Origin of the sequence: Paenibacillus campinasensis, from assembly GCF_002272015.1 — a bacterium.
GTDB classification, from domain to species: domain Bacteria; phylum Bacillota; class Bacilli; order Paenibacillales; family Paenibacillaceae; genus Paenibacillus_AQ; species Paenibacillus_AQ campinasensis.
This window is the reverse complement of record NZ_NPBY01000038.1, coordinates 184,787-197,493: the sequence shown is the minus strand read 5'-3', so window position 1 is coordinate 197,493 and position 12,707 is coordinate 184,787. Positions and strand designations below refer to the sequence as shown.

Below are 12,707 nucleotides of genomic sequence, written 5' to 3'. Positions count from 1 at the left end.
GGCCAGCTGTTTTCCTCCCCCGGAAGTCCGCATATGGCTGGCTGGATTGCCGGACGCTCATGCGCCATCGCCGGAAGACCGTGCCTCCATGTTGGATATATTGTGCAGAAGGCGTTCAATGAACAGGTGGAATTGCGCCAGCTCCTCACCGTTAAAATCGGTGAACAGGTCGTTCAGAAAGGCGGTTTCCTTGTCTTCGCGTGTGCGGAAATAGTCCAGGCATTGCTGGGTCAGCCCGATCCTTCGAATCCGTTGATCTTCCGGATCGATGCTGATCTCAAGAAATCCTTTGCTTTCCAGGCTTCTGGCCATCTGCATCACATTCTGATGCGTCGCGCCCACGATGCTGGCGATTTCCTTCACCGCCAGCTTGGCAGGCATGCTCTTGAACAGGATTGCGATGAGCAGCCATTGCTTGACCGTTACATGCTGATCCAGCCGGTCTCCAAGCGCTTGCAATCGATTGGCGATCAGGAAGAGCGAGGCGAATACGGTTCCTTTATGTTCTTCTATGGTGGATTCCTCCTAATCATTATAGGGTTGCTAAACTGCACCAGTCCGTAATGAATTATCAAGACGAGACGGAAGCGAATGTCCCGCTCCTTGCAGCAACGGCACCTCCAGCTTGGCTCCAGGCGCAAGCCGGTATAAGGGGACCAGCGGGTGAAGTAAGGGTGAGACTTGATGGTGTCAGGCAGCTTGTCGCTAAGAAGCCGGCTTTCGACCACTTCTGCCAACTGATGGCGGAAAAAATGAACTTTTGAAACAACGCCCATCCTCGCCATAAGCTCCATCCGATGAAGCCAAGTCATCCAATCCGGAGGCCGACTCAAACGGCGATAGTCTCGATCCATGTCGGCAACCGCAAAACTTCCCGGTGCGATGACCTGCCCGTTCCATACTCCCTTCCAGTCGGGAATAGGCGAGAGGCGCAGAATGTTGCGTATTGCTTCAGCAACGATATCCATCTGAGACTCGGTCCGCCATGATCGGGTATAGGCCAGCAGCCGATAGTGATAGACGCTTGGCCAGCCTGCGCCCTTCTTCAGTATCGCCTTGCCTCGAATAGTCGTGCCGATTTCCTCCCAATGCTCCACACCGGCAGCATGGTCAAATGCCTGCAATGCTTTCTCAACCTCGCTGCGGACTAACGGGCTATGCTCCATACCGCACTGCGAGAGCAGGACGGCACGAATCATGCTCGAGCCGCCGAGATTGAGCGTATCGAGATACCGGCCAACCTTCCTTAGCGATCCGGTACCGAATACATCCGGATGTTCATGGACATACTCGAGCATGGCAGACAGCGCCGGATGATCGGGGCGGACGCCTTTCTCACTAAGAAAACGGATGTAGGTCTCCAGCCCGTGCTCAGAATGCGCATCCCGCTGCGTGATGAATCCAAGCGGCTGCTGGCGGATATGCGCTACTTCCTCATCACGCAGTAAGCGCTCGTACAGTCCGTCAATTCGTTCGGACGATGCTGTATATTCCGGGACGATTTCCGTCAGCAGCCGGTATTGGATGGAAGGGCAGCTGTCGTCAAGCAGACGGTCGATCAGTGTCTGCTTGAGAAGGCAGGCCTGCTGAAGCAAGTCTGTGCGCGTGCTCATTAATAGGTTCACCTCCGCAGTAGGTGGAAGGATGAAGCGTGCTCGTCATCTTGTATCCGGCCACCGCTGGGCATGCTGTACGCTTAACATGTTGAATGAAATATAGGTAATATATTACCTATATTATAAAGGCTGCATGTCGTTGTCAAGTCGTGCGTGGGATTGAGGTCAATCTGCTACGGCTCAAATTCTGAATTCGTCCAATGAACAGCAATCGGGACGGAAATAATAAAATTCAGAATAGGATTGACACAGACGTGTTACTAATATAACATTGCTTCAAATAGTGAAAATACGTTGAGAAGGAATAGTACGATTTTTCAAACGAACAGAGAGCTGTTGGATGGTGCGAAACAGCCGTGGAGAGAATCGGAACTCGCCTTGGAGTTGCCCGCTGAACCGTAGAAGCAAGCGTTCAATAAGTCGGATATCCCGTACTTCTGGACCCCTTGTTCAAGTAGGCGGAGCCGGAGCCTGACCGTTATCATCAGGAGGATGCCTGGTTTGTCGATGTTGACAGCCCCGTAATCCGTAGAGTGCATGCCGCTTGGCATGAATTCGGAGTGGTACCGCGTAAGATATCAAAGTCTTTCGTCTCTGTTGCAGGAGATGGAAGGCTTTTTTTACATGTCTGGTCTTTAGAGGATCAGCGCATCAAGTCGATGAAGAGGAGGATAACCATGAACAATGTTGAAAAGTACGCAAGAGGATATTTTATGCCGCCGAAAACCAGCTTGAACTGGACCCAGAAGGAGTATATTACCGAGGCTCCGGTTTGGTGCAGCGTCGACCTGCGCGATGGCAACCAGGCTTTGATCGTTCCGATGAACTTGGAGGAGAAGCTGGAATACTTCCAGTTGCTTGTGGATATTGGTTTCAAGGAGATCGAGGTTGGCTTTCCCGCAGCATCGGAAACGGAGTTTGCCTTTCTGCGGACGCTGATCGAGCAGCAACTGATTCCGGATGATGTGACGATTCAGGTGCTTACCCAGTCCAGAGAGCATATTATTCGCAAAACCTTTGAATCCCTGAAAGGGGCGAAGAAGGCGGTGGTCCATCTGTACAATTCGACTTCTGTGGCCCAGCGGGAGCAGGTATTCCGCAAATCCAAGCAAGAAATCATCGACATCGCCGTGAATGGTGCGAAGCTGCTGCAGCAGTGCGCAGAGGAGACGGAAGGGAACTTCCAGTTCCAGTATTCGCCGGAGAGCTTTACAGGCACTGAAATTGAGTTTGCACTGGATATCTGCAACCGCGTGCTGGAAGTATGGCAGCCGACAGCAGACAATCCGGTTATTATCAATCTTCCGGCGACGGTATCCATGTCCATGCCTCACGTCTACGCCAGCCAGATCGAGTATATGAGCGAGCATCTGAAATTCCGGGAGCATGTCATTCTGTCGCTGCATCCGCATAACGATAGAGGAACAGGCGTGGCGGACGCGGAGCTCGGAATGCTGGCCGGCGCGCAGCGCGTGGAAGGCACGCTGTTCGGCAACGGGGAAAGAACCGGGAATGTTGACATTGTGACGCTGGCGCTGAACATGTACTCTCACGGGGTGGATCCGAAGCTGAACTTGGAGAACATCCCGAAGATCATCTCCGTGTATGAGCGCCTGACCAAAATGCGGGTAAGCGAACGCCATCCTTACGGAGGCGAGCTGGTCTTCACCGCCTTCTCCGGTTCGCACCAGGATGCCATCGCCAAGGGCATGAAATGGCGGGAGGAGCAGCAGCCGCAGCATTGGTCGGTTCCTTATCTGCTGATTGATCCGAAGGACATCGGCAGGGAGTATGAAGGCGATATTATCCGCATTAACAGTCAGTCCGGCAAGGGCGGAATCGGCTATGTGCTGCAGCTGAAGTACGGGCTGGATCTTCCGGCGAAGATGCGGGAAAGCTTCGGCTATTTCGTGAAGAACGTATCGGACCGGCAGCAAAAGGAGCTGATGCCGGATGAAATTTACGACATTTTCGTCAGGGAATATGTGAACATCAGCGCCCCTGTCGAGTTTGTCAAATACCGCTCTGCCGAGCAGGATGATTTTCATACCATTGTCACGATTCGGACCGGTGATGAGGTGAAGGAAATCGAAGGCGCCGGCAACGGAAGACTGGATGCGATCAGCCATGCGCTGCAAGACGGCCTTGGCGTTGAATACAGCGATCTGATCTATAGCGAGCATGCCCTGGAAACAGGTTCGAAGTCGCAGGCTGTCTCCTACATCGGCATCACCGCTCCGGACGGCACCCGGTACTGGGGCTGCGGCATTGACGTAGACATTATGACCTCGTCGGTAAAAGCGCTGTTTAGCGCCGTGAATCAATTAATGCATAAAGCATAAAGCCCGCTAATGCTCGATAACGGTTCCGTTTGCGGACAGCGAGCGCGTCGTGATGGGCAGACAAGATGAAGGAAGGCGCTCGTGAAGAGTGCCTTCCTTGTTCTCGTTTCGGCCAACGGCGTGGAAGGTCGCTCCCATGCGTCTAGAGGACATCAGGCAGGCCAGAGCGCTTTTCGGCCACCAGATGACCGGTGATTGGAAGCACCGCCCGCCCTCGTGTCCCCGAAGGTAGCTATTCCGAGTTTATCCGGCAACCCGACTGGAAATAGTGAGTAGTATCAGATTGTATTATCCGAGAAGGCAGGTTGAGTGTTGTTGGAAGTAATGAAGGAGCTTCTTCTGGTCTCAGGACGTATTATAACCATCTTCCCCTTGCTGCTGGCCATCGCGCTGTTTATGGGCAAACGGTCGGTTGGTGAGTTGCCGGTGTTTGATTTTCTGGTTGTCATCGCCTTGGGTGCGGTCGTGGGCGCAGATATCGCCGATCCCAAGATTGAGCATATCCATACGGCTGTCGCCATCATCCTTATTGGGCTGCTGCAGCGAGTGGTCTCAGTATGGGCCATCAAAAGCAGAACCTTTGGCAAATGGATTACCTTCGAGCCGACCGTGGTTGTTTCCGACGGAACCCTGCTTGTGAAAAACATGCGCAAAGTTCGGTATTCGACAGACAACATCCTTCAGATGCTGCGTGAGAAGGATATCTTCCACCTGAATGACGTCGAGCTTGCCATACTGGAAGCCAACGGCAAATTGTCGGTATACAAGAAGCCGCTGAAAGCGACGGTAACCTTGGCGGATATGGGGCTGCCGGAGCCTCCGAAGGGCATAGCCTACCCGTTGATTCTTGAGGGGGCTGTCTCGGAGAAAGTATTGTCCTACCTCCATAAAGACGAGGCTTGGCTGGAAGATCAGCTGCAAGCGAAAGGGATTCAGAAGGAAGACATCTTCTACGCTTCCATCGATGACAACCTTGAACTGCATATTTCGCAAACCTCTTCAGGTCCGATTCCTCCTATTGAGCATTGAGGAGTGCGGCAAGGCGCGCGCAGGATTGGCATCCGCCGGGTCACTTTTATACATAGCCACCCCATGCGTGAACAAGAGGATAGTCGTTACAGTAAAAAAAGATCAGGGAGCGGGCTGCCGGTGATGCCGGGCAGCCCGCTATTTGTCGTGGGCCCGTTCCGATGGGAGCGGGCCTTATGCCTGTCTCTCGCAAAGGAAGAGATGAATTCTGAAATCAGATGTGGTAGGATAAACTTGTATACTTGTTTAGTTGTATACAAGTTGGAATTTTATCTTTTGAAAGCGAGGTTAAGCGATGATCAGAGCAACGGAAGACCAGCAATATTATGAATTGACCAGCCCTGTCAGCATGCCGAAGGCATCGGGATTTCTATGGAATGAGAACATGATGATACATATGAACTGCCGCGGCTATGCGGTCGCCCAGTTTATGCAGCCGGAGCCAGCGAAGTACTCGCATGCGCCCAATCTGGAGGCCAAGACCTTCATGCAGCCGGAGCAGCCGTATTACGCGCATCATCCAGGGAGGTTCCTTTATATCAAGGATGAAGTAAGCGGTAACATCTTCTCGGCGCCTTATGAGCCGGTCCGCAAGCAGCTGGACAGCTACACCTTTGCGGTGGGCAAGCATGATATTCGGTGGAAGGTGATCAGCGACGATATTGCGGTGGAGATGACGCTCAGCCTGCCGAAGTCCGATGTGATCGAGCTGTGGAAGATCAAGGTGACCAACTTGTCCTCCAAGCCGCGCAAGCTCAGCCTGTATCCTTACTTTACCGTAGGCTATATGTCCTGGATGAATCAGTCCGGGGAGTACGTGAAGGAGCTGCAGGGCATCGTCTGCTCCTCCGTAACGCCTTATCAGAAGTATCAGGACTATGACAAAATCAAAAATTTCAGCGACAAAACCTATCTGCTCGCGGATCGTCCGCCTGTCTCCTGGGAGGTGAATCAGGAGGCGTTTGAGGGCGAAGGAGGCTTGCACGCCCCGTCTGCGCTTGCGGCAGAGACGCTGCCTTGCGGAGATGCGCGCTACGAAACGCCGGTATGCGCCATGCAGTACAGGCTGGAGATGGCTGCTGGCGAGCAGCAGCAGTACCGCTTCCTGTTCGGCCCGGCCCGGAATGAGGCCGAGATTGAAGGGATACGCAAGGCGTATTTCCTAGAGCAGAACGCCGATGGTCTGGACGGCTTCGAAGCGGCAGGGCCGGAATACGCCGCCTACGTGGGCGAGGGCCAAGGCAGCATTCAGATTCGCACTCCGGACAGCTGGCTGGACAATTTTGTGAACCACTGGCTGCCAAGACAGATGTATTATCACGGCGTGACGAACCGGCTGACGACTGACCCGCAGACGCGAAATTACCTGCAGGATAACATGGGCATGAGCTATATCAAGCCGACGATTGCCCGAGGCGCTTTTCTGACGGCGCTGTCGCAGCAGGAAGCAAGCGGCGCGATGCCGGACGGCATCATTCTGCATCCGGATGCGGAGCTGAAATATATCAATCAGGTTCCGCATACCGACCACTGCGTATGGCTGCCGGTATGCCTGAGCACTTATCTGGACGAAACGAATGATTACAGCATTTTGGAAGAGAAAGTGCCGTTTAAGGACAGCGAGGAGCTGGCGACGGTATTTGAGCATATTACCCTGGCCATGCACTGGCTGATCCGCGACCGGGATGACCGCGGGCTCAACTATATTAATCAGGGGGACTGGTGTGACCCGATGAATATGGTTGGCTATAAGGGTAAAGGGGTATCAGGCTGGCTCACGATTGCGACCGCGTATGCCTTCAAGGTATGGGCCGACATATGCGAGCAGAGCGGACATCCGCAGGCAGCCCGGGAGTTCAGACAAGCGGCGGATGAAACGAATGAGACCGCGAACCGCTATCTGTGGGATGGGAATTGGTATGCGCGCGGAATTACGGATGACAATGTTGTGTTCGGCATCAGCACAGACAAGGAAGGCCGCATTTACATCAATCCGCAGGGCTGGGCGCTGATGAGCGGGGCCGCTGACGAAGACAAGCGCAAGAAGCTGATTCAGGCGGTACACGAGCAGCTCGAAAGTCCTTATGGCGTGGAGAAGCTGGCGCCTTCCTTCACCGCCATGCGCGAGGACGTTGGGCGGGTCACGCAGAAGCATCCGGGCAGTGCGGAGAACGGGGCGGTCTACAACCATGCGGCGGCATTTTATATTTATGCGCTGTATCTGGTCGGCGAGCGTGAGAATGCGTATCGTCTGCTGCGCAAAATGATTCCGGGTCCGGACCTGGATGATATTATGCAGCGCGGCCAGATGCCGGTGTTTATCCCGAACTATTATCGCGGTGCGTACAGACAGTTTCCGCGCACAGCCGGACGGTCGAGCCATCTGTTCAACACCGGAACCGTGCCATGGGTGTACCGCTGCCTGATCGACGGCCTGTTCGGGCTGCAGGGCACTCCGGAAGGATTGCGCGTTCGTCCGCAGCTTCCAGAGGCGTGGCATGAGGCAAGCGTCACGCGCCTGTTCCGCGGTGCGGAGCTGAAGGTGAATTTCAAGCGTCAGGCTGGCGTAAGCGATGTGGAGATTTATGTGAACGGAAGCCTGATCGAGGGCAGCGTCATCACCGGTGTAGAGGCTGGTCAGCAGTACGAAGTGCTGGTGAAGCTTCCTTAGACACATATTCGCCCCGTGCGGCAGCTCTCCAGCGCACGCTGTTTCGCCGCATGGTTGGGGTCGGTCGACCCCATGCAAGATAAGACAAGAGCCCGCTCCTGCTTGAGCAATTCAAGCGGGAGCGGGCTTGTTATGTATGGACCGAGATGTTGAAGATGGTGAATTCTCATGTGGATAAATACGGATCGTTAGCAGGGAGAAGGAACCTATCAGGCATCACACTGCACGTTGAATTTGTTGCCGTCCGGGTCGAAGAAGTTCAAGAACTTGTTGCCTACGCCGTCGTCAACGATGCTCTCCACCGTAACGTTGTGTTCCTTCAGATGAGTATACAGCTTCTCGATATCCCGCGTCTGAAAGCCGATCACATTATGTGTCTCGCCGTTCTTGGTGAAGTTAGCCTGGGTGTCGTCAGCGGTCTCTACCAAAAACAGCATCTGTCCGGATGGTAGATTAAGCTGGGCCAATGCCTCCTCCGGCATGTGCCATGCAAGCTTGAGGCCGAGCACCTCTTGAAACCAGGCCGCCGACTTTTCGATATGGCGAACCGGGATTTCATTGTATAGAATTTGTTCCAGCATAACTTGTCCCCTTTCCTGGCATTTTTTGATAGTATACCGGATTTGAGGCCTCAGTTAAATATTAGATTCCTTTCTAGGAAAAGACCGGCGGACATTCCTATGGGGCTATGCTCGGCCATGGTTCGCCTATGTGCGTCTGGTGATAGCGTAGCGGCCGTAAGTCGGGTGAAGCGATTAGGCTTGCTCTGCGCCTGTCAGGCGCTTTCGAGCGGCGGACCGGGGATGTCTATAGGGGTCACTCAGCCGAAGCTCCCGGGGCACGGAATGGGCGTCGCCAGATCAGCGTACTGCCGTCCGTTCATCACGTGCGCGTTCCCGGGAGCGCATCGGCATGTTAGGCGTTGCTTGTGCCTGTGTCTGAGCCAGTAATCCATACCCATTGCTGGCTGGGATAGAAGTGAGAACCATTCCAGTTGAGCTCGTTCATGAAATAGCCGAGTCCGTCGGCGTTATACCGCCCCGTTATTCGCTGCAGCGCCATCAGCTCATAGCGTCCGTCCCGGTCAAAATCAACGGGGTACAGGCCGCCAAGCGGATTCACATCGCCCTGAATCGGCTCCTTGAGCTTTCCGTCCGGGGTGTAGATTTCAGATAAATAAGCCTCGCCTTTATAAGTTAAGTCGATGATGTACGTGGAAGCGGGGGTAGCGCTGGTGGCTCTGACCTTGTAGCCGTCCTCGTAGTTGATGCTGTAAGCATGGGCTTGATTGTATAATTCATAGTCGAACAGCAAGCGGGGCTGGTTGTTAAGATACGAGAAGACGTAAGCATAGATGAAACCGCCTGAGCCGCCGGAATCGATAACGATAAGGATGTCACTGGCACCATCTCCGGTATAATCGGCCAGCTGGATCGTCGGATTGTATCCTGAATTTTGTTTTAGCGGGATGGTGCTAATCCGGCCAGTCCGTCCGTCGCGGATGTGTAACGTAATATTTTCATAAAAAGGGCTGTCTGCTTGAGAGTCCCCGGTCAGATAGACAAGATCGAGAATCCGGTCTCCATTCACATCGCCAAGCTTCTGGTCTAACACAGGCATGCTCACGATCCCTCCTCGGGCTGTAGGTATATGGCCAGTGTATTCTCGACTGCAGCGAAGGTGACAGAAGCCCAGTAAGAGGACAGGACGTGAGGGGGGGCCGGTATCCCGAAAGGCCTAGAATCCAGAAAGTAGCCGCGTTTTCAAGGACTTAAGTACCCGTTCGGTTCCAGGTACAGACAGCGGAACTGCCGCTAACGGGAGGGTGGCGGTACAAGGGGGAAACTTTTACAGTTTGTGGGGATGGGGTTTTTGTGTTACTATTTTGGGTGTCTGCGCCGCCGAAAACGAGATTCCAGCATTAAATTGGATGGAAATTACATTTTAACAATATCCCGGAGTGGTGCAATTTTCATATTAATTCTATTATAATAGGGAAAGCATCTTTTAATTAGGAGCCTGGAAATGAAAAAGCTAGGAAGAAACGATTTATGTCACTGCGGAAGCGGGAAGAAGTACAAGAAATGTTGTCTGGAGAAGGATCAGCATAGGGAACGCCATACCGTTCGCGGTAAAGTGATCCAGTTCCCGGGTTCGAAACCGGCCAGTGCCATGAAGCCAGAGGCTGAGCGTCTATGGCAAATGCTGAATGATAAGCTGGTATGGCTGGATTGGAAAGCTGATGAGCATCGCGAGCTTGCGGAAAGCGTATTCCCGCAGATCTGCCGCGATTACAAGCTCAAGGATGAGGACACGCTGTTCAAGGTGTTCAGCCTGCTTCTGATCTGGAACAACTTCTCGAAGGAAGTGAATCCAAGCTATCGCAAGCCAGGGGGATACGCGGCTGCACTCGAGCATTTGGCAACCTCGCTGCTTGAGCTGCCAGTAACGAAATCCGAGCTGGCGAAGAAGCATGAAGTATCTCCGGCAACATTGAATCGCTACAGCAGCCAGATTTCCGAATTCATGGACGGTGTAGCGGCATCGGATGGTGCGCCGGCTGGCCAGGGAAACGAAGGCTCCGGCAACTAGAATAGACAGGGACTTTCATAAGAGCTTACTTTCTGAATATGATGGACAAGATGTCCCGCGAACGAAAGCGGTTATCCGTACATATGATGTTGTAATTTTGGGGGTCCTGTTATTCTGGCGGCCGCTCCGACAGGGGCGGCTTTTTCACATTCTCGCATTCATTTTCTACTCTCACGACTCTGCATCGATGGTTCTCGCATCATGTTCACATGTCATCACATGTACAAATGGCTTGTCATCCCTGGATTTAGCATAGGATTTGTACGATCAATCGTACAAATCTTCATGTGGCGAAGCATGGAAGCACGTCTCATCCTTTCTGCCGGAGCGGCGGGGTGGGTGTGCTTTTTTTTGTCGTTGCATGCAAAAAAATCCGCCCATCCCTTCACAGGTGGAAGAGTGGGCGGATGGCTATATGGTTCGACTCGGGGCGCGTCAGACTGCCCATTGGCGGAAGAGCCCTTGCGCTGTGCCATAAGTGCGGATCAGCGACCGCTTTGCGTCACCACGCCCTAGAGCAGTCGCATTGCTGCCGCGACGAGCGGTCAGCGGAGCGTGACCGGAATTTCCTTAACGCCGCGCACGATCATGCCAGGCCTCCATTCCAGTTCTTCCGGCTTTGCGGCGAGCGCGATATGCGGGTACCGCCTGAGCAGAGTCTGGATCGCAATCTCTCCTTCCAGGCGGGCCAGCGGCGCCCCCAAGCACAGATGGATGCCAGTGCCAAAGGCAAGATGCGGGCTCTTCTCCTTGGTGATATCAAACACATCCGCATCGCCGAACTGCTCCTCATCCCGATTGGCTGAGTCGAGGGCGACGATAACGAGATCGCCTTTGGCTATCGAATGGCCATGAAAGTCGATATCCTCGCTGGCCCAGCGGGAGGTGCTGAATTCCACAGGACCATTGTATCTGAGCATTTCCTCAATCGCGTTATGAATGTATTCCGGATGTTGAAGAAGCAGTTCCTTCTGCTCCGGATGCTCCATGAGAGCAAGCATGCCGTTGCCGATCAGGTTGACGGTCGTTTCATGCCCCGCGATGATCAGCAGAGTGACCACGCCATACAGCTCCTCCTCGGTTAACTGATCCCCGGCCTCTTCCGCCATCAGCAGTTCGCTGATCAGATCCTTCCCGGGATTTTGCCGCACCTGGGCGAACCAATCGCGCAAATAGTCGATAAATTCCTTGGCATGCTGCTGAAAAGTCGCGGCGTCTTCATTGCCGGAGCCGATGATGGTGTTGGACCATGTACGGAATTTGTCCCGGTCCTCGAGCGGCACCCCGAGTATTTCGCTAATCACAATAATCGGCAGCGGGAAGGCGTAGTCGTCGATCAAGTTCATCTGCTCGCGTCCGGACACCTGGTCCAGAAGATCGTTGGCAATATCCTCGATGTGGCTGCGCATGCCGGCAATCATTTTCGGAGTAAAAGCTTTCTGTACAAGCCCCCGCAGACGGCGGTGGTCCGGCGGATCGGAGAACAGCATGTTGTTCGTGAACACGCTGCGGCTCTCGGGCCCGTACCGTTTGACCATATCCTTGCTAAAGCGCGAATCCTTCAGCACTTCAACCGCATGGTTGTACTTGCTGATGATCCATCCGGGCTCTCCGCTCGGGAACACAACCTTGTAGATCGGAAACGCATGGCGCAGCTTTTTATAATCGGGATAAGGATTGTGTGTAAAGGCTGCGGTGAACAACTCCGGCGGGTGGACCTCATTGCTATTCAACATGACGATCTCCTTTCTGTGCGGCACCTTGCTCACGAATCGCCGCTGTGATATGCGAACTTCTGGGATAAAGCACATGATATATATTCCATTTTTTAATTGTCAAAACCTTTATTTGTAAAGAGTATCTTTATGACAAAATTGTGACGGACGTCACTTTGACCTGCATTTGGACACGAATCGGCACCCATGTAAAGAAATTGTATAGCAGCATCCTATAACCTAGGTCTATAGACTTATGTAATTAGGGTGATGTCCATGACAAAAGAGTATTTCGAAGAAATGAGAAAGTTCAGCCACAATGATGATATGAGATACAAACTGCTGATGCGCGGGGTCCGGCAGCTGTATGAAGAAAGACAGAAGGAGAAGAACCCGCTCGGTATTCTTCGTCGTCGCAAAAGAAATCGGTCAGTCCGCGTCGGCAAATGGTAAACCAGTAGCCATCAAATGAAAGTTTGACAGCAGAAGAAAACCTATTGTACAGTATTAGTCAAAAGAATAGGAAGTCCACTAGGGGAGCCGTCAGCGGCTGAGACAGGAGCATATCCTGGACCCTTTGAACCTGATCTAGTTCGTACTAGCGTAGGAAAGTGGAGCCTTCATAATACGGGATGGCAGCGTCACTTGACGTTGTCGGTCCTATGCGATGAAGCCGCTCCAGTTTTCGGGGCGGCTTTTTTGGTTGTCCACGAAAATCGGTGATCACGGGACTCCCTGCTCT

The 12,707-nt window shown here is 53.2% G+C and carries 10 protein-coding genes, 1 riboswitch and 1 other annotated feature; of the genes, 5 read left to right on the top strand and 5 right to left on the bottom strand.

Annotated elements, in window-relative coordinates; translation table 11 throughout:
• Positions 1-57: 57 nt before the first annotated feature.
• Both CHH67_RS12730 and CHH67_RS12725 read right to left on the bottom strand, forming a co-directional pair.
• Positions 58-459 carry a MarR family winged helix-turn-helix transcriptional regulator gene (locus tag CHH67_RS12730; protein ID WP_244908177.1) on the bottom strand — a complete coding sequence of 134 codons (402 nt, stop codon included), beginning with the start codon at positions 457-459 and terminating at the stop codon, positions 58-60.
• 50 nt (positions 460-509) lie between these two features.
• Entirely contained in the window at positions 510-1,613 is a 1,104-nt protein-coding gene (locus tag CHH67_RS12725; RefSeq protein ID WP_095265551.1) for a hypothetical protein, read from the bottom strand.
• Between the two features lie 288 nt (positions 1,614-1,901).
• Positions 1,902-2,215 (top strand) — a binding site (T-box leader).
• A gap of 78 nt (positions 2,216-2,293) precedes the next feature.
• Between CHH67_RS12725 and leuA the strand changes: the two genes are divergently transcribed.
• The 3 genes from leuA to CHH67_RS12710 all read left to right on the top strand — a co-directional run bounded on the left by leuA (position 2,294) and on the right by CHH67_RS12710 (position 7,658).
• On the top strand, positions 2,294-3,958 hold the full coding sequence (gene leuA / locus CHH67_RS12720; protein ID WP_095265550.1) for a 2-isopropylmalate synthase: 1,665 nt from the start codon (positions 2,294-2,296) through the stop codon (positions 3,956-3,958).
• Positions 3,959-4,273: 315 nt separating this feature from the next.
• Entirely contained in the window at positions 4,274-4,987 is a 714-nt protein-coding gene (locus tag CHH67_RS12715) for a DUF421 domain-containing protein (RefSeq protein ID WP_144029264.1), read from the top strand.
• A 295-nt stretch (positions 4,988-5,282) separates the two neighbouring features.
• On the top strand, positions 5,283-7,658 hold the full coding sequence (locus CHH67_RS12710) for a GH36-type glycosyl hydrolase domain-containing protein (protein WP_095265549.1): 2,376 nt from the start codon (positions 5,283-5,285) through the stop codon (positions 7,656-7,658).
• Between the two features lie 209 nt (positions 7,659-7,867).
• On the opposite strand, the gene CHH67_RS12705 is transcribed toward CHH67_RS12710, so the two are convergent.
• Positions 7,868-8,239, bottom strand: a complete 372-nt coding sequence (locus CHH67_RS12705) for a VOC family protein (RefSeq protein ID WP_095265548.1) — start codon at positions 8,237-8,239, stop codon at positions 7,868-7,870.
• Positions 8,240-8,573: 334 nt separating this feature from the next.
• The gene (locus CHH67_RS12700; protein WP_095265547.1) at positions 8,574-9,278 is read right to left on the bottom strand and encodes an FG-GAP-like repeat-containing protein; all 705 of its coding nucleotides are present in this window, start codon (positions 9,276-9,278) and stop codon (positions 8,574-8,576) included.
• Positions 9,279-9,683: 405 nt separating this feature from the next.
• Here CHH67_RS12700 and CHH67_RS12695 point away from each other — a divergent pair, with 405 nt between their 5' ends.
• On the top strand, positions 9,684-10,250 hold the full coding sequence (locus tag CHH67_RS12695; RefSeq protein ID WP_095265546.1) for an SEC-C metal-binding domain-containing protein: 567 nt from the start codon (positions 9,684-9,686) through the stop codon (positions 10,248-10,250).
• Between the two features lie 545 nt (positions 10,251-10,795).
• On the opposite strand, the gene CHH67_RS12690 is transcribed toward CHH67_RS12695, so the two are convergent.
• Entirely contained in the window at positions 10,796-11,983 is a 1,188-nt protein-coding gene (locus CHH67_RS12690) for a cytochrome P450 family protein (RefSeq protein WP_413773621.1), read from the bottom strand.
• 309 nt (positions 11,984-12,292) lie between these two features.
• Here CHH67_RS12690 and CHH67_RS27060 point away from each other — a divergent pair, with 309 nt between their 5' ends.
• Positions 12,293-12,418, top strand: a complete 126-nt coding sequence (locus CHH67_RS27060) for a hypothetical protein (RefSeq protein WP_255222968.1) — start codon at positions 12,293-12,295, stop codon at positions 12,416-12,418.
• A gap of 70 nt (positions 12,419-12,488) precedes the next feature.
• Positions 12,489-12,592: riboswitch (TPP riboswitch) on the top strand.
• Positions 12,593-12,707 lie beyond the last annotated feature (115 nt).